Origin of the sequence: Klebsiella sp. GN_Kp190, from assembly GCF_040061795.1 — a bacterium.
Lineage (GTDB): Bacteria > Pseudomonadota > Gammaproteobacteria > Enterobacterales > Enterobacteriaceae > Klebsiella > Klebsiella michiganensis.
Genome location: NZ_JBEAFN010000073.1, coordinates 34,425 through 51,572, shown reverse-complemented (window position 1 = coordinate 51,572; position 17,148 = coordinate 34,425). Strand labels below are relative to the sequence as shown.

At 53.7% G+C, this 17,148-nt stretch carries 14 protein-coding genes and 2 tRNA genes; 14 read left to right on the top strand and 2 right to left on the bottom strand.

Annotation, left to right across the window (positions count from 1 at the left end; all coding sequences use genetic code 11):
* Positions 1-102: 102 nt before the first annotated feature.
* Entirely contained in the window at positions 103-396 is a 294-nt protein-coding gene (gene yhbY / locus ABLU67_RS26740; RefSeq protein WP_004139797.1) for a ribosome assembly RNA-binding protein YhbY, read from the bottom strand.
* Positions 397-520: 124 nt separating this feature from the next.
* Here yhbY and rlmE point away from each other — a divergent pair, with 124 nt between their 5' ends.
* From rlmE to ABLU67_RS26710, 6 genes are all read left to right on the top strand, one after another.
* Positions 521-1,150 (top strand): 23S rRNA (uridine(2552)-2'-O)-methyltransferase RlmE, encoded by a 630-nt coding sequence (gene rlmE / locus ABLU67_RS26735; RefSeq protein ID WP_004106110.1) that lies wholly within the window; start codon positions 521-523, stop codon positions 1,148-1,150.
* A 99-nt stretch (positions 1,151-1,249) separates the two neighbouring features.
* Complete coding sequence (gene ftsH / locus ABLU67_RS26730) at positions 1,250-3,184, top strand: ATP-dependent zinc metalloprotease FtsH (RefSeq protein ID WP_004854549.1); 1,935 nt, start codon at positions 1,250-1,252, stop codon at positions 3,182-3,184.
* Between the two features lie 98 nt (positions 3,185-3,282).
* Positions 3,283-4,131: a dihydropteroate synthase gene (gene folP, locus ABLU67_RS26725; protein WP_014226978.1), complete on the top strand. Its 849-nt coding sequence runs from the start codon at positions 3,283-3,285 to the stop codon at positions 4,129-4,131.
* Positions 4,124-5,461, top strand: a complete 1,338-nt coding sequence (gene glmM / locus ABLU67_RS26720) for a phosphoglucosamine mutase (RefSeq protein WP_014226977.1) — start codon at positions 4,124-4,126, stop codon at positions 5,459-5,461. The genes folP and glmM overlap by 8 nt, the downstream gene beginning before the upstream one ends.
* A gap of 229 nt (positions 5,462-5,690) precedes the next feature.
* Positions 5,691-6,020: a preprotein translocase subunit SecG gene (gene secG / locus ABLU67_RS26715; RefSeq protein WP_004106103.1), complete on the top strand. Its 330-nt coding sequence runs from the start codon at positions 5,691-5,693 to the stop codon at positions 6,018-6,020.
* A gap of 14 nt (positions 6,021-6,034) precedes the next feature.
* Positions 6,035-6,121 (top strand) — tRNA-Leu (locus tag ABLU67_RS26710).
* Positions 6,122-6,275: 154 nt separating this feature from the next.
* On the opposite strand, the gene argG is transcribed toward ABLU67_RS26710, so the two are convergent.
* Positions 6,276-7,619 carry an argininosuccinate synthase gene (gene argG, locus ABLU67_RS26705; protein WP_004106101.1) on the bottom strand — a complete coding sequence of 448 codons (1,344 nt, stop codon included), beginning with the start codon at positions 7,617-7,619 and terminating at the stop codon, positions 6,276-6,278.
* Positions 7,620-7,927: 308 nt separating this feature from the next.
* On the opposite strand from argG, the gene ABLU67_RS26700 reads away from it, so the two are divergent.
* The 8 genes from ABLU67_RS26700 (at position 7,928) to pnp (ending at position 17,127) form a co-directional block, all read left to right on the top strand.
* Positions 7,928-8,004 (top strand) — tRNA-Met (locus tag ABLU67_RS26700).
* 206 nt (positions 8,005-8,210) lie between these two features.
* A complete protein-coding gene (rimP, locus tag ABLU67_RS26695) occupies positions 8,211-8,663 on the top strand; it encodes a ribosome maturation factor RimP (protein ID WP_004125659.1) in 453 nt (150 codons plus the stop codon).
* A gap of 27 nt (positions 8,664-8,690) precedes the next feature.
* Positions 8,691-10,178, top strand: a complete 1,488-nt coding sequence (gene nusA, locus ABLU67_RS26690) for a transcription termination factor NusA (RefSeq protein WP_004854539.1) — start codon at positions 8,691-8,693, stop codon at positions 10,176-10,178.
* A 24-nt stretch (positions 10,179-10,202) separates the two neighbouring features.
* Entirely contained in the window at positions 10,203-12,893 is a 2,691-nt protein-coding gene (gene infB / locus ABLU67_RS26685; protein WP_025108147.1) for a translation initiation factor IF-2, read from the top strand.
* A gap of 91 nt (positions 12,894-12,984) precedes the next feature.
* Positions 12,985-13,386, top strand: coding sequence for a 30S ribosome-binding factor RbfA (gene rbfA / locus ABLU67_RS26680; protein WP_004106092.1), 402 nt, complete (start codon positions 12,985-12,987; stop codon positions 13,384-13,386).
* Positions 13,386-14,330, top strand: coding sequence for a tRNA pseudouridine(55) synthase TruB (gene truB / locus ABLU67_RS26675; RefSeq protein WP_046878318.1), 945 nt, complete (start codon positions 13,386-13,388; stop codon positions 14,328-14,330). Before rbfA ends, truB begins: the two co-directional genes overlap by 1 nt.
* A 147-nt stretch (positions 14,331-14,477) precedes the next feature.
* Positions 14,478-14,747 (top strand): 30S ribosomal protein S15, encoded by a 270-nt coding sequence (gene rpsO, locus ABLU67_RS26670; protein ID WP_002918244.1) that lies wholly within the window; start codon positions 14,478-14,480, stop codon positions 14,745-14,747.
* Positions 14,748-14,988: 241 nt separating this feature from the next.
* Positions 14,989-17,127, top strand: a complete 2,139-nt coding sequence (gene pnp / locus ABLU67_RS26665) for a polyribonucleotide nucleotidyltransferase (protein ID WP_009651902.1) — start codon at positions 14,989-14,991, stop codon at positions 17,125-17,127.
* The last annotated feature ends 21 nt before the right edge of the window (positions 17,128-17,148 follow it).

The following is a 17,148-nucleotide window of genomic DNA, read 5'->3' as shown; positions in this document are numbered from 1 at the left end:
CGCGTAGCGGCCTTTTATCAGCGTCCGGAGCATGGCATTTTGCTCGTCTACCCGCAGAAAACCCTCGATTTACACAAAGTTGTGTCGATAACCAGGATATTCTTAGCGTGGCAGCGAGATTTTACGCTCTTTAGTCGGGCGGTACAGAACCAGCGTTTTACCGATGACCTGTACATTACAGGCGCCGGTTTCGCGCACGATAGCTTCCACGATCAAGGTTTTAGTTTCGCGATCTTCCGAGGCGATCTTCACCTTGATAAGTTCATGGTGCTCTAACGCTTGTTCAATCTCGGCCAGTACCCCTTCGGTCAAACCATTGTTGCCAAGCATAACTACCGGCTTGAGCGGATGTGCCAGACCTTTCAGGTGCTGTTTTTGTTTAGTACTCAGATTCATCGTATTTTTTTGCTTACGTTGGGATTGAAAACGGTTCATTCTACCGCCATCTCCCATATATCGCCAAACTACCGCGTCGATTTTTACGTCGCGAAGTACGATGAACCCGAAATGGGAATGTTAAATGACAGGTAAAAAGCGTTCTGCCAGCTCAAGTCGTTGGCTTCAGGAACACTTTAGCGATAAATATGTTCAGCAGGCACAGAAAAAGGGGTTACGTTCCCGTGCCTGGTTTAAACTTGATGAAATACAGCAAAGTGACAAGATTTTTAAACCGGGGATGACGATAGTTGACCTCGGCGCTGCACCCGGTGGCTGGTCGCAATACGCGGTTACGCAGATCGGTAACAGCGGCCGCATCATTGCTTGCGATCTTTTACCTATGGATCCAATCGTTGGTGTGGACTTCCTTCAGGGCGACTTTCGTGATGAATTAGTCCTGAAAGCGTTACTTGAGCGTGTAGGTGACAGTAAAGTACAAGTTGTCATGTCCGATATGGCGCCAAATATGTGTGGAACACCGGCGGTGGATATTCCCCGGGCCATGTATCTGGTGGAACTGGCGCTTGGAATGGCTCGTGATGTATTAGCGCCAGGTGGTAGTTTTGTAGTGAAGGTGTTCCAGGGCGAAGGCTTCGATGAGTATCTAAGAGAGATTCGCTCCCTGTTTACGAAGGTCAAAGTTCGTAAGCCGGACTCTTCTCGCGCCCGTTCGCGTGAAGTGTATATTGTAGCGACCGGGCGTAAACCATAACCGGCAGATTTCAAACGAAAGTTTGAAAGACGCTGGATATAGAGTATCCTGACGCTGTTTTTAACACAGTTGTAATATGAGGTTAATCCCTTGAGTGACATGGCGAAAAACCTAATACTCTGGCTGGTCATTGCCGTTGTGCTGATGTCAGTATTCCAGAGCTTTGGGCCCAGCGAGTCGAATGGCCGCAAGGTGGATTATTCTACCTTCCTGCAGGAGGTCAATCAGGACCAGGTTCGCGAAGCGCGTATCAACGGACGTGAGATAAACGTTACCAAGAAAGATAGTAACCGTTACACGACCTACATCCCGGTGAACGATCCTAAGCTGCTTGATAACCTTCTGACTAAAAACGTCAAGGTGGTAGGTGAGCCGCCAGAAGAGCCGAGCCTGCTGGCTTCTATCTTCATCTCCTGGTTCCCGATGCTGCTTCTTATCGGCGTCTGGATCTTCTTTATGCGCCAGATGCAGGGCGGCGGTGGCAAAGGCGCCATGTCGTTCGGTAAGAGCAAGGCGCGTATGCTAACGGAAGACCAGATCAAAACCACTTTTGCCGACGTCGCCGGTTGTGACGAAGCGAAAGAAGAAGTCGGTGAACTGGTTGAATACCTGCGCGAGCCGAGCCGTTTCCAGAAGCTGGGCGGTAAAATCCCGAAAGGCGTCCTGATGGTCGGCCCTCCGGGTACCGGTAAAACCTTGCTGGCAAAAGCCATCGCGGGTGAAGCAAAGGTACCGTTCTTTACGATTTCCGGTTCTGACTTCGTTGAAATGTTCGTCGGTGTGGGTGCATCCCGCGTGCGCGACATGTTTGAACAAGCCAAGAAAGCGGCTCCGTGCATCATCTTTATCGATGAAATCGACGCCGTGGGCCGTCAGCGTGGCGCTGGCCTGGGCGGTGGTCACGATGAACGTGAGCAGACGCTGAACCAGATGCTGGTAGAGATGGACGGCTTCGAGGGTAACGAAGGTATCATCGTTATCGCAGCAACCAACCGTCCGGACGTTCTTGACCCTGCGCTGCTGCGTCCAGGCCGCTTTGACCGTCAGGTTGTGGTCGGTCTGCCGGATGTCCGCGGTCGCGAACAGATTCTGAAAGTGCATATGCGTCGCGTACCGCTGGCGCCGGATATCGACGCGGCAATTATCGCCCGCGGTACGCCTGGCTTCTCCGGTGCTGACCTGGCAAACCTGGTGAACGAAGCTGCGCTGTTTGCCGCTCGTGGCAACAAGCGCGTTGTATCGATGGTTGAATTCGAGAAAGCGAAAGACAAAATCATGATGGGTGCGGAACGTCGCTCCATGGTGATGACGGAAGCGCAGAAAGAGTCCACCGCGTATCACGAAGCCGGTCACGCAATTATTGGTCGCCTGGTGCCGGAACACGACCCGGTGCACAAAGTGACGATTATTCCGCGCGGTCGCGCGCTGGGTGTCACCTTCTTCCTGCCTGAAGGCGACGCGATTAGCGCCAGCCGTCAGAAGCTGGAAAGCCAGATTTCTACCCTTTACGGCGGTCGTCTGGCGGAAGAGATTATCTACGGCGTAGAACATGTTTCTACCGGTGCGTCGAACGACATTAAAGTCGCGACCAACCTGGCGCGTAACATGGTGACCCAGTGGGGCTTCTCTGACAAACTCGGCCCGCTGCTGTATGCCGAAGAAGAAGGTGAAGTATTCCTTGGCCGCAGCGTTGCGAAAGCGAAGCATATGTCCGATGAAACGGCGCGTATCATCGACCAGGAAGTGAAGTCACTGATTGAGCGTAACTACAATCGTGCACGCCAGCTTCTGAACGATAATATGGACATCCTGCACGCGATGAAAGACGCGCTCATGAAATATGAGACCATCGACGCCCCGCAGATTGATGACCTGATGGCTCGCCGCGATGTTCGCCCGCCAGCTGGCTGGGAAGAACCGGGCTCGTCCAACAATTCTGACAACAATGGCACGCCTCGTGCGCCGCGTCCGGTCGATGAACCGCGTACGCCAAACCCGGGTAATACGATGTCAGAACAGCTGGGCGACAAATAAGTTAGCCGTTATTGATGCTGTTGTACTTTTCTAAAACCCCTGAGCGTTTGCTCCGGGGTTTTTCTTTTTCAATCTTTCTCTGACTCAGGGATTTAGCGATGAAACTTGTAGCCCAGGGCTCAACCCTCGATCTCTCTCACCCACATGTGATGGGTATTCTTAACGTTACCCCGGATTCGTTCTCTGATGGCGGGACCCACAACACGCTGGTCGAAGCCGTGAAGCATGCCAATCTGATGATCAATGCCGGGGCGACTATCATTGATATCGGTGGGGAATCGACGCGTCCGGGGGCGGCAGATGTCAGCGTCGAGGAAGAGCTGGCGCGAGTCATTCCGACGGTAGAAGCGATTGCCCAGCGCTTTGAAGTCTGGATTTCCGTTGATACCTCAAAGCCGGAGGTGATCCGCGAGTCAGCGCGTGTTGGCGCGCATATCATCAATGATATCCGCTCGCTGACCGAACCGGGAGCGCTGGAGGCGGCGGCTGAAACGGGCTTACCGGTGTGCCTGATGCATATGCAGGGTCAGCCGAAGACAATGCAGGATGCCCCGAAGTACGCGGACGTGTTTGCTGACGTTGAGCGCTTTTTTATCGAACATATTGTGCGTTGCGAACGGGCCGGTATCGCAAAAGATAAATTGTTGCTCGACCCGGGATTTGGTTTCGGTAAAAATCTTTCTCATAATTATGAACTGCTTGCCCGACTTGGAGAGTTCCATCATTTTGGTCTTCCGCTGCTGGTAGGCATGTCACGTAAGTCGATGGTAGGTCAGTTGCTGAATGTCGGGCCGACGGAACGCCTGAATGGCAGCCTGGCTTGCGCAGTCATTGCTGCAATGCAGGGCGCGCAGATTATTCGCGTCCATGATGTCAAAGAAACGGTAGAAGCGCTGCGCGTGGTGGAAGCTACCCTGGCCGCTAAGGAAAATAAACGTTATGAGTAACCGCAAATATTTTGGTACGGATGGTATTCGTGGCCGCGTAGGCGATGCGCCAATAACGCCAGAATTTGTATTAAAGCTGGGCTGGGCGGCGGGTAAGGTGCTGGCACGCCACGGTTCACGGAAGATTATTATTGGTAAAGATACCCGTATTTCAGGGTATATGCTGGAGTCCGCGCTGGAGGCTGGCCTGGCCGCCGCGGGATTATCCGCTTCTTTTACCGGCCCGATGCCAACGCCGGCAATTGCCTATCTGACGCGCACCTTCCGCGCGGAAGCCGGGATTGTGATTTCCGCTTCACATAATCCGTTTTATGACAACGGCATCAAATTCTTCTCTATCGAAGGTACCAAGCTTCCGGATGAGGTAGAAGAAGCCATTGAAGCCGAAATGGAAAAAGAGCTGACCTGCGTGGATTCCGCCGAGCTGGGTAAAGCCAGTCGTATCGTCGACGCCGCCGGTCGCTATATCGAGTTTTGCAAAGGCACCTTTCCGAACGAACTGAGCCTCAATGCTTTGAAGGTGGTAGTCGATTGCGCTCACGGGGCGACTTATCATATTGCGCCGAATGTTTTCCGCGAGCTGGGCGCTCAGGTTATAGCGATGGGCTGTGAGCCTGATGGCCTCAACATCAATGAAGAGGTCGGGGCGACGGACGTTCGTGCTCTGCAGGCGCGCGTGCTGGCGGAGAAAGCCGACCTGGGTATTGCCTACGATGGCGATGGCGATCGGGTCATCATGGTGGACCACGAAGGCAACAAAGTCGACGGTGACCAGATCCTCTATATCATTGCCCGTGAGGGGCTACGCCAGGGGCAGCTGCGGGGCGGCGCCGTCGGGACGCTCATGAGCAACATGGGCCTTGAACTGGCGCTTAAACAGCTGGGCATTCCTTTCGTTCGCGCGAAGGTGGGCGACCGCTATGTGCTGGAGAAGCTGCAGGAGAAAGGCTGGCGCATTGGCGCAGAAAACTCCGGTCATGTGATCTTACTGGATAAAACCACGACGGGGGATGGAATTGTCGCCAGCCTGCAGGTGGTGGCGGCGATGGTGCGTAACCATATGAGCCTGCACGACCTGTGCAGCGGAATGAAAATGTTCCCGCAGCTTCTGGTTAACGTTCGCTTTACTGAAGGTAGCGGCAACCCGCTGGAACATGAGCATGTAAAAGCAGTAACCGCGGAAGTAGAAGCGGCGCTGGGTAATCGGGGGCGCGTACTGCTGCGTAAATCAGGCACAGAGCCGCTGATTCGCGTTATGGTGGAAGGTGAGCACGAAGAGCAGGTGCACGAATTTGCCCACCGTATCGCCGATGCCGTAAAAAGCGTTTAATCTCTCTTGCTAAGTGATTAAAAAGGCGACGCTTGCCGCCTTTTTAATCGACAAAAAATCGCTTTTTGCTGTTTTTTTCCGCACTTGATACAATGCGCTGAAATTGCCCTTGCGAAGGTCATTCGCTTTGGTTAGTATTCACACCCGCTTCAGTGGGAAACGTTAAAACGTCCCGCTTTATTGGTCGAAGCACTTGGTATGCGGCAAATCCGCAAGGAACAGGTTGATTATGTACGAAGCTCTTTTAGTTGTTTTCCTTATTGTGGCAATTGGCCTTGTGGGTCTGATTATGCTGCAGCAAGGTAAAGGCGCTGATATGGGAGCCTCCTTCGGAGCAGGCGCTTCCGGCACTCTGTTTGGATCCAGCGGTTCTGGTAACTTCATGACCCGTATGACTGGTATCCTGGCTGCGCTGTTCTTCATCATCAGTCTGGCGCTGGGCAATATCAACAGCAACAAGACCAATAAAGGAAGTGAGTGGGATAACCTGAGCGCGCCGAAAACTGAGCAAACTCAGCCGACCGCGCCGGCGCAGCCGAGCAGTGACATCCCGCACTGATAAGCAGTATCCGTACCGAGGTGGTGGAATTGGTAGACACGCTACCTTGAGGTGGTAGTGCCCTAACGGGCTTGTGGGTTCGAGTCCCATCCTCGGTACCAATTTCCTGAAGAAAGACGCTGAAAAGCGTCTTTTTTTTCGTCCCCAAAAAGTTGAGCAGCAGCATTAGCGGCAGATATGTCACTCCGGTTGGGTTCGGGATTTTTCTGCATAAAAAAGGCCGCGTTAGCGGCCTTTGCGAATTTCTCTGGAGCGTTACTTCGCTTTATTTTCGAGGTTTTCCACCTGCGGCAGGCCAGTTGCGGAAGACGCGGTCAGCAGTCCAGACTGCGCGTAGCCAAACAGCTTATCGCGAGTATCGGTGATATCCAGGTTGCGCATCGTCAGCTGGCCGATACGATCCTCAGCGGAGAACATCGAGTCACCTTTTTCCATCGTCAGACGCTCTGCTTTATAGGTCAGATTATCAGAGACGGTATTCAGGATGGAGTAGTCGTTGCCGCGACGCAGTTCAAGCGTCACTTCGCCGGTAATTTGGCTTGCTACCCAGCGCTGCAGGCCGTCGCGCAGCATCAGCGCCTGGGAATCGAACCAACGCCCTTGATACAGCAGTCGACCCAGCTGACGACCGTGCGCGTGGTATTGCTCAATGGTATCTTCGTTATGAATACCGGTCAGCAGACGCTCATAGGCAATATGCAGCAGCGCCATTCCCGGGGCTTCATAGATGCCGCGGCTCTTCGCTTCGATGATACGATTTTCGATCTGATCGCTCATACCCAGACCATGGCGTCCGCCGATGCGGTTAGCCTCCAGCATCAGTTCAACGTCATCGCTAAAGGTCTGTCCGTTCAGCGCAACCGGATGGCCCTGTTCAAAGCGAACGGTGACTTCTTCCGCAGGGATTTTGACGCTTTCATCCCAGAACTTGACGCCCATAATCGGGTTCACAATCTTGACGCTGGAGTTCAGGAATTCAAGATCTTTAGCTTCGTGCGTCGCGCCCAGCATATTGGAGTCGGTTGAGTAGGCTTTTTCAACTGACATTTTATAGTCAAACCCGCAGGAGATCATAAACTCTGACATCTCCTGGCGGCCGCCTAACTCGTCGATAAAGTCGCTATCCAGCCACGGTTTGTAAATTTTCAGCTCAGCGTTGGTCAGCAGGCCGTAACGATAGAAACGTTCGATATCGTTGCCTTTATAGGTACTCCCGTCGCCCCAGATGTTAACACCGTCTTCCTTCATTGCGGCGACCAGCATGGTACCGGTCACTGCGCGGCCCAGCGGCGTAGTATTAAAGTAGGTCAACCCGCCGGTGGTGTTATGAAATGCGCCGCACTGGATCGCGGCAATGCCTTCCGCAACCAGCTGCTTACGGCAGTCGATCAGACGAGCCCCTTCAGCACCATACTCTTTGGCACGACGAGGAATGGCCTCGTAATCGTCTTCGTCTGGCTGTCCCAGATTGGCGGTATATGCATAAGGGACTGCTCCCTTTTTACGCATCCACAGCAGCGCGGCGCTGGTATCCAGCCCACCAGAAAAAGCAATACCAATACGTTGGCCAACCGGGAGATGCTTGAGAATCGTCGTCATAAAATAAAACCCTGCTAGATAGACTGTGGTGAGTTTGACTCAACAATCTTTATTGCATGTTTATGCATTAATTGTGAGTTTTCATTTAATCATCTTTTGCTGGCGACAGGAAGAGGCTGAGCCGCTTTTTGCCAAAAAACCCAGAAATACCAGCATGAACCGAAACCTGGCAATGTGAAATTCATGTTGACAAAATATATGAAGTATCAATACAATTCACTACGATTTTATGTCCCGTCTCTCGGTACCAAATCCCAGCAGTATTTGCGTCTTTTACTCAAAACGAGTAAAATATGCCACGTTTCAGGCGCGGGGTGGAGCAGCCTGGTAGCTCGTCGGGCTCATAACCCGAAGGTCGTCGGTTCAAATCCGGCCCCCGCAACCACTTTCCCATTAAGTACTTTTTCAAATATACTGTGAGGACCGGGTCCTTCGTAGACGAATTTGAAAGAATTCTTCTGGAAAGTGTTCCAGATCGCAGTTGCGATCTCAGGGTTCAGTTATCTAAAGCCCCGATTTATCGGGGTTTTTTGTTATCTGACTTCAGAATAACTGGGCTATACGCCCTTTTTTTATGTCTTGGGGGTGGGTTTGTCCACATTAGAGCAAAAATTAACAGAGATGCTCACAGCGCCAGTTGAAGCGCTTGGCTTTGAGCTGGTCGGCATCGAATTTATTCGCGGTCGCACGTCCACACTGCGCATCTATATTGATAGTGAAGATGGCATCAATGTTGATGATTGTGCTGATGTGAGCCACCAGGTCAGTGCTGTTATGGACGTAGAAGACCCGATTACAGTCGCTTATAACCTGGAAGTTTCTTCTCCAGGTCTCGATCGTCCTATGTTTACCGCCGAGCACTATGAGCGTTTCATCGGCGAAGAAGTTTCGCTGGTTTTGCGCATGGCGGTACAGAACCGACGCAAATGGCAGGGCCTTATCAAAGCGGTAGACGGTGAGATGATCACGGTAACCGTCGAAGGCAAAGATGAAGTGTTCGCGCTGAGTAACATCCAGAAGGCGAACCTGGTTCCCCACTTTTAACAGTCTGGATTGAGGTGAAAGGCCCCGATGAACAAAGAAATTTTGGCTGTTGTTGAAGCCGTTTCCAACGAAAAGGCGCTGCCGCGTGAGAAAATTTTCGAAGCGTTGGAAAGTGCGCTAGCAACGGCTACCAAGAAAAAATATGAGCAAGAGATCGACGTTCGCGTAGAAATCGATCGTAAAAGCGGTGATTTCGACACATTCCGTCGCTGGCTGGTTGTTGAAGAAGTGACCCAGCCGACTCGCGAAATCACGCTGGAAGCTGCGCGTTTCGAAGATGAAAGCATGAATCCTGGCGATTACGTCGAAGACCAGATTGAGTCTGTCACCTTTGACCGTATCACTACGCAGACCGCGAAGCAGGTTATCGTACAAAAAGTACGTGAAGCCGAACGCGCAATGGTCGTCGATCAATTCCGTGAGCACGAAGGTGAAATCATCACGGGCGTAGTGAAGAAAGTGAACCGCGACAATATCACGCTGGATCTGGGCAACAACGCTGAAGCCGTGATCCTGCGCGAAGACATGCTGCCGCGTGAGAACTTCCGTCCGGGTGACCGTATCCGCGGCGTACTGTACGCAGTTCGTCCGGAAGCGCGCGGCGCGCAGCTGTTCGTGACTCGCTCCAAGCCGGAAATGCTGGTTGAACTGTTCCGCATTGAAGTTCCGGAAATTGGCGAAGAAGTTCTCGAAATTAAAGCGGCGGCTCGCGATCCTGGCTCTCGTGCCAAAATCGCGGTTAAAACCAACGACAAGCGCATCGATCCGGTTGGCGCCTGCGTCGGTATGCGCGGCGCGCGCGTTCAGGCAGTCTCGACTGAACTGGGCGGCGAGCGTATCGATATCGTGCTGTGGGACGATAACCCGGCGCAGTTCGTGATTAACGCCATGGCTCCGGCTGATGTCGCATCTATCGTGGTAGATGAAGACAAGCACACCATGGATATCGCAGTAGAAGCGGGCAACCTGGCGCAGGCCATTGGCCGTAACGGTCAGAACGTCCGTCTGGCGTCTCAGCTGAGCGGCTGGGAACTCAACGTCATGACCGTTGATGACCTCCAGGCTAAGCATCAGGCTGAAGCCCATGCAGCGATTGATACCTTCACTAAATATCTTGATATTGATGAAGATTTCGCCACGCTGCTGGTTGAAGAAGGTTTCGCCACTCTGGAAGAGCTGGCCTATGTGCCAATGAAAGAACTGCTGGAAATTGACGGTCTGGATGAAGCGACCGTTGAAGCACTTCGTGAGCGGGCGAAAAACGCGCTGACCACGCTGGCGCTGGCCAAAGAAGAGAGCCTGGGTGACAGCAAACCTGCCGACGATCTGTTGAATCTGGAAGGTTTGGATCGCGCTCTGGCATTCACCCTGGCCGCCCGTGGTGTTTGTACGCTGGAAGATCTCGCCGAGCAGGGCATTGATGATCTGGCTGATATCGAAGGCTTGACCGACGAGAAAGCCGGAGAACTTATCATGGCCGCTCGTAATATTTGTTGGTTCGGCGACGAAGCGTAATAAACTGTAGCAGGAAGGAACAGCATGACAGATGTGACCATTAAAGCGCTGGCCTCGGAGATTCAGACCTCTGTGGATCGCCTGATACAGCAATTTGCTGATGCAGGGATCCGCAAATCGGCTGATGATTCTGTGACCGCGCAAGAGAAGCAAACCTTGTTGACGCACCTGAACCGTGAACACGGCTCAGCGCCCGACAAGCTGACGCTGCAGCGCAAAACGCGCAGCACGTTAAATATTCCGGGTACCGGTGGAAAGAGTAAGTCGGTACAAATCGAAGTCCGCAAGAAACGCACCTTTGTGAAACGCGATCCGCAAGAGGCCGAACGCCTTGCCGCGGAAGAGCAGGCGCAGCGTGAAGCGGAAGAGCAAGCCCGTCGTGAGGCAGAAGAAGCTGCCAAACGCGAGGCGCAATTAAAAGCTGAACGTGAGGCCGCAGAACAAGCGAAACGTGAACTCGCCGATAAAGCGAAACGTGAAGCCGCGGAAAAAGACAAAGTGAGCAATCAACAAACCGACGATATGACCAAAACCGCCCAGGCTGAAAAGCAACGCCGCGAAAACGAAGCTGCGGAGCTGAAGCGCAAATCGGAAGAAGAAGCACGCCGCAAACTTGAAGAAGAAGCGCGCCGTGTAGCGGAAGAAGCACGCCGTATGGCTCAAGAAAATGAAAAGAACTGGACTGAAGCGCCAGAAACCCCTGAAGAGACCACTGACTATCACGTAACGACTTCTCAGCATGCGCGTCAGGCTGAAGACGATAACGATCGTGAAGTTGAAGGCGGTCGCGGCCGTGGACGTAATGCGAAAGCAGCGCGTCCGGCTAAGAAAGGCAACAAACACGCTGAATCGAAAGCCGATCGTGAAGAAGCCCGTGCGGCCGTTCGCGGCGGTAAAGGTGGCAAGCATCGTAAAGGTTCTGCTCTGCAGCAAGGCTTCCAGAAGCCGGCTCAGGCGGTTAACCGTGATGTTATCATCGGCGAAACCATCACCGTTGGCGATTTGGCCAACAAGATGGCCGTCAAAGGTTCTCAGGTCATCAAAGCGATGATGAAGCTGGGCGCCATGGCGACGATTAACCAGGTCATCGACCAGGAAACCGCACAGCTGGTTGCCGAAGAGATGGGCCACAAAGTTATCCTGCGTCGTGAAAACGAGCTGGAAGAAGCGGTAATGAGCGACCGTGACACCGGCGCTGCGGCTGAACCGCGCGCACCGGTTGTGACCATCATGGGTCACGTTGACCACGGTAAAACCTCTCTGCTGGACTACATTCGTTCAACGAAAGTGGCCTCTGGCGAAGCGGGCGGCATTACCCAGCACATCGGTGCGTACCACGTCGAAACCGACAACGGTATGATCACCTTCCTGGATACCCCGGGTCACGCCGCGTTTACCTCTATGCGTGCTCGTGGTGCGCAGGCGACGGATATCGTGGTTCTGGTTGTGGCGGCAGACGACGGCGTAATGCCGCAGACTATCGAAGCTATCCAGCACGCGAAGGCGGCGCAGGTACCTCTGGTGGTTGCGGTGAACAAAATCGATAAGCCGGAAGCGGACCTGGATCGCGTTAAAAACGAGCTCTCTCAGTACGGCGTTATGCCGGAAGAGTGGGGTGGCGAAGCGCAGTTCATCCCTGTATCCGCTAAAGCCGGTACCGGTATTGACGATCTGCTGAATGCTATCCTGCTGCAGGCTGAAGTTCTGGAGCTGAAAGCGGTTCGCAACGGTATGGCGAGCGGCGCGGTTATCGAATCTTTCCTCGATAAAGGTCGTGGTCCGGTTGCCACCGTTCTGGTACGCGAAGGTACGCTGCATAAAGGCGACATCGTCCTGTGCGGTTTCGAATACGGTCGCGTTCGTGCGATGCGTAACGAACTGGGTCAGGAAGTGCTGGAAGCGGGTCCGTCCATTCCGGTGGAAATCCTTGGCCTGTCAGGTGTACCGGCTGCCGGTGACGAAGTGACCGTTGTGCGTGACGAGAAAAAAGCACGTGAAGTTGCGCTGTATCGTCAGGGTAAATTCCGTGAAGTTAAACTGGCTCGTCAGCAGAAATCTAAGCTTGAGAACATGTTCGCCAACATGACCGAAGGCGAAGTTCACGAAGTGAACATCGTCCTCAAAGCGGACGTGCAGGGCTCTGTGGAAGCGATCTCCGACTCCTTGCTGAAACTGTCTACCGACGAAGTGAAAGTGAAGATTATCGGTTCCGGCGTAGGTGGTATCACCGAAACCGACGCGACCCTGGCGGCCGCATCCAACGCGATTCTGGTTGGCTTCAACGTACGTGCTGATGCATCCGCACGTAAAGTTATCGACGCGGAAAGCCTGGATCTGCGCTACTACTCCGTCATCTACCATCTGATCGACGAAGTGAAAGCAGCGATGAGCGGCATGCTGTCTCCGGAACTGAAACAGCAGATCATTGGTCTGGCTGAAGTCCGTGATGTGTTCAAATCGCCGAAATTCGGCGCCATCGCAGGCTGTATGGTTACCGAAGGTACGATCAAGCGTCATAACCCAATCCGCGTCCTGCGCGACAACGTGGTTATCTATGAAGGCGAGCTGGAATCCCTGCGCCGCTTCAAAGATGACGTTAACGAAGTTCGTAACGGTATGGAGTGTGGTATCGGCGTTAAGAACTACAACGACGTTCGCGTTGGCGATATGATCGAAGTGTTCGAAATCATCGAGATTCAACGTACCATCGATTAATCGTTTAGTAGGCCGGGGAAGCGCAGCGCCACCCGGTTATACAAAATTAAAGGGGGCCGCGTGGCCCCCTTATTTGTCTGGAGAATTTATTATGGCGAAAGAATTTGGTCGCCCGCAGCGCGTGGCCCAGGAGATGCAAAAAGAGATCGCAATCATCCTGCAGCGCGAAATTAAAGACCCGCGTCTGGGCATGATGACGACCGTTTCAGGCGTTGAAATGTCCCGCGACCTGGCCTATGCCAAAGTGTTTGTGACCTTCCTGAACGACAAAGACGAAGCCGCCGTGAAAGCGGGGATCAAGGCCTTACAGGAAGCGTCTGGTTTTATCCGCTCGCTGCTGGGCAAAGCGATGCGCCTGCGTATCGTGCCGGAACTGACTTTCTTCTACGACAATTCATTAGTCGAAGGGATGCGCATGTCGAACCTGGTGACCAGCGTGGTAAAACATGACGATGAACGTCGTGTGAACCCGGACGACAGTAAGGAGGACTAATGAGTCGTCCTCGTCGTCGCGGCCGTGACGTGCATGGCGTACTGTTGCTGGATAAACCGCAGGGCGCATCCAGCAACGACGTGCTGCAGAAAGTTAAGCGGCTTTATAATGCTAATCGGGCAGGGCACACCGGGGCGCTGGATCCGCTGGCGACCGGTATGCTGCCGATTTGCCTCGGGGAAGCGACAAAGTTTTCCCAGTATCTGCTCGATTCTGACAAGCGCTACCGCGTGATTGCCAGGCTTGGCCAGCGCACCGATACCTCTGATGCCGATGGCCAGGTGGTGGAAGAGCGTCCGCTGACTTTTAGCCCGGAGCAGCTGGCGGCAGCGCTCGACGGCTTCCGTGGCGAAACCCAGCAGGTACCGTCGATGTATTCGGCGCTGAAATACCAGGGGAAAAAGCTGTACGAATATGCCCGACAGGGGATTGAAGTACCGCGTGAATCCCGGCCGATTACGGTGTACGAGCTGCTGTTTATTCGCCATGAGGGGACGGAGCTCGAGCTGGAGATTCACTGCTCGAAAGGCACCTACATTCGCACGATTATTGATGATTTAGGCGAGAAACTCGGGTGCGGCGCGCACGTCATTTTCCTGCGTCGCCTGGCGGTCAGTAAATATCCCGTCGAACGGATGGTGACGCTGGAGCAGCTACAGGCGCTTGTCGAACAAGCAAATGCGCAGGATATTCCCGCAGCCCAGCTGCTGGACCCGCTGCTGATGCCGATGGACAGTCCGGCTTCGGATTACCCGCTGGTGAATATTCCGGAAACCTCGGCCGTCTACTTTAAAAACGGTAACCCGGTGCGGACATCGGGCGCGCCGCTGCAGGGGCTGGTTCGCGTTACTGAAGGCGCTGAAGAGAAGTTTCTTGGTATGGGTGAGATGGATGATGAAGGCCGCGTGGCGCCTCGTCGTCTGGTGGTTGAATACCCTGTCTGAGCGCTTTCCTTGCGATAAAAGGCTGCTGCGAGTAGAATATCGCCGCTTAACACTCGCCAACGTGTTTTAACATTTGCGAGCGTTATATCAGGGGTTGCTGAATTAGAGATCGGCACCCTTTCTTTCTTTTAATTTTGGAGTTCGAAAATGTCTCTAAGCGTTGAAGCTAAAGCAAAAATCGTTTCTGAGTTCGGTCGTGGCGAAAACGACAGCGGTTCTACTGAAGTTCAGGTTGCACTGCTGACTGCACAGATCAACCACCTGCAGGGTCACTTTGCAGAGCACAAAAAAGATCACCACAGCCGTCGTGGTCTGCTGCGCATGGTTTCTCAGCGTCGTAAACTGCTCGACTACCTGAAACGTAAAGATGTTGCACGTTACTCTGCGCTGATCGAGCGTCTGGGTCTGCGTCGCTAATTCTGCGAGTTTCAGAAGAAGGGGCCTCACGGCCCCTTTTTTCGACCGGGCGGCAGCAATTCATTAAAAACTCATGTATTGTTGCTATTAATGATCTTCATGCAGAGGTTCGCGCGGCTAATGAGAGGCTTGACTCGCAGGGGCGGGTAAAGGTTGTCATTAGTCGCGAGGATGCAGAAGATCGGGTCATACGATGTCTTATCGTGGATTTGACATCATCTATAGATAAAAGGATAGAATTTTGCTTAATCCGATCGTTCGTAAATTCCAGTACGGCCAACATACCGTAACGCTGGAGACCGGCATGATGGCGCGCCAGGCAACTGCCGCCGTTATGGTTAGCATGGATGACACCGCGGTATTCGTTACCGTTGTGGGCCAGAAAAAAGCGAAGCCAGGCCAGGATTTCTTCCCGCTGACCGTTAACTATCAAGAGCGTACCTACGCTGCAGGTAAAATCCCGGGTGGTTTCTTCCGTCGTGAAGGCCGTCCGAGCGAAGGCGAAACCCTGATCGCGCGTCTGATTGACCGCCCGGTTCGCCCGCTGTTCCCGGAAGGCTTCGTTAACGAAGTTCAGGTTATCGCGACCGTGGTTTCCGTTAACCCGCAGGTTAACCCGGATATCGTCGCGATGATCGGCGCTTCCGCAGCGCTGTCCCTGTCCGGTATTCCTTTCAACGGCCCAATTGGCGCCGCTCGCGTGGGTTATATTAATGACCAGTACGTGCTGAACCCGACCCAGGAAGAGCTGAAGTCCAGCAAACTGGATCTGGTTGTCGCAGGTACCGAAGCCGCAGTACTGATGGTTGAATCCGAAGCTGAACTGCTGAGCGAAGACCAGATGCTGGGCGCGGTCGTGTTTGGTCACGACCAGCAGCAGGTGGTTATTCAGAACATCAACGATCTGGTGAAAGAAGCCGGTAAGCCGCGCTGGGACTGGCAGCCGGAAGTGGTTGATGCGGCGCTGAACGCGCGCGTTGCCGCGCTGGCTGAATCTCGCCTGAGCGATGCTTACCGCATCACCGACAAACAGGAGCGCTATGCTCAGGTTGACGTGATCAAATCCGAAACTATCGCGACCCTGGTTGCGGAAGATGAAGCTCTGGACGCTAACGAACTGGGTGAAATCCTGCACGCAATCGAGAAAAACGTGGTGCGTAGCCGCGTACTGGCCGGTGAGCCGCGTATTGATGGTCGTGAAAAAGATATGATTCGTGGTCTGGACGTTCGTACCGGCGTTCTGCCGCGTACCCACGGTTCCGCACTGTTTACCCGTGGCGAAACTCAGGCGCTGGTTACTGCGACCCTGGGCACCGCACGCGACGCGCAGAACATCGATGAACTGATGGGCGAGCGCACGGACTCCTTCCTGTTCCACTATAACTTCCCTCCGTACTCCGTAGGCGAAACGGGAATGGTCGGTTCTCCGAAGCGTCGTGAAATCGGTCACGGTCGTCTGGCTAAGCGCGGCGTACTGGCCGTGATGCCGACTATCGAAGAGTTCCCGTACACCGTTCGCGTGGTTTCTGAAATCACCGAATCTAACGGCTCCTCCTCCATGGCTTCCGTCTGTGGCGCTTCTCTGGCACTGATGGACGCAGGCGTGCCGGTGAAAGCCGCCGTTGCGGGTATCGCAATGGGTCTGGTGAAAGAAGGCGACAACTTCGTTGTACTGTCTGACATTCTGGGCGATGAAGATCACCTGGGCGATATGGACTTCAAAGTAGCGGGTTCCCGCGAAGGTATCTCTGCTCTGCAGATGGATATCAAAATTGAAGGTATCACCAAAGAGATCATGCAGGTTGCTCTGAACCAGGCTAAAGGTGCGCGTCTGCACATCCTGGGCGTGATGGAACAGGCGATTAACGCGCCGCGCGGCGATATCTCTGAATTCGCACCGCGTATCCACACGATCAAGATCAGTCCGGACAAAATCAAAGACGTTATCGGTAAGGGCGGTTCCGTTATTCGTGCGCTGACCGAAGAAACCGGCACCACTATCGAAATCGAAGATGACGGTACCGTGAAGATCGCGGCAACCGACGGCGACAAAGCGCAGCACGCGATTCGCCGTATCGAAGAGATCACCGCTGAGATCGAAGTTGGCCGTATCTATAACGGTAAAGTGACCCGTATCGTTGACTTTGGCGCGTTTGTTGCCATTGGCGGCGGTAAAGAAGGTCTGGTTCACATCTCTCAAATCGCCGACAAGCGCGTTGAGAAAGTGACCGACTATCTGCAGATGGGTCAGGAAGTGCCGGTTAAGGTTCTGGAAGTTGACCGTCAGGGCCGTGTCCGTCTGAGCATCAAAGAAGCAACTGAACAAACTCAGCCTGCGGCTGCGCCGGAAGCTCCGGCTGCCGAACAGCAGGGCGAGTAAGGTTGCCGTTTGCCCTCCGCA

Bases quoted from the DNA above. Each gene is read 5' to 3' on its own strand.
- glmM (WP_014226977.1), top strand. From the start codon at position 4,124: ATGAGTAACCGCAAATATTTTGGTACGGATGGTATTCGTGGCCGCGTA.
- folP (WP_014226978.1), top strand. From the start codon at position 3,283: ATGAAACTTGTAGCCCAGGGCTCAACCCTCGATCTCTCTCACCCACAT.
- rlmE (WP_004106110.1), top strand. From the start codon at position 521: ATGACAGGTAAAAAGCGTTCTGCCAGCTCAAGTCGTTGGCTTCAGGAA.
- secG (WP_004106103.1), top strand. From the start codon at position 5,691: ATGTACGAAGCTCTTTTAGTTGTTTTCCTTATTGTGGCAATTGGCCTT.
- rpsO (WP_002918244.1), top strand. From the start codon at position 14,478: ATGTCTCTAAGCGTTGAAGCTAAAGCAAAAATCGTTTCTGAGTTCGGT.
- truB (WP_046878318.1), top strand. From the start codon at position 13,386: ATGAGTCGTCCTCGTCGTCGCGGCCGTGACGTGCATGGCGTACTGTTG.
- infB (WP_025108147.1), top strand. From the start codon at position 10,203: ATGACAGATGTGACCATTAAAGCGCTGGCCTCGGAGATTCAGACCTCT.
- nusA (WP_004854539.1), top strand. From the start codon at position 8,691: ATGAACAAAGAAATTTTGGCTGTTGTTGAAGCCGTTTCCAACGAAAAG.
- argG (WP_004106101.1), bottom strand. From the start codon at position 7,619: ATGACGACGATTCTCAAGCATCTCCCGGTTGGCCAACGTATTGGTATT.
- yhbY (WP_004139797.1), bottom strand. From the start codon at position 396: ATGAATCTGAGTACTAAACAAAAACAGCACCTGAAAGGTCTGGCACAT.
- rbfA (WP_004106092.1), top strand. From the start codon at position 12,985: ATGGCGAAAGAATTTGGTCGCCCGCAGCGCGTGGCCCAGGAGATGCAA.
- ftsH (WP_004854549.1), top strand. From the start codon at position 1,250: ATGGCGAAAAACCTAATACTCTGGCTGGTCATTGCCGTTGTGCTGATG.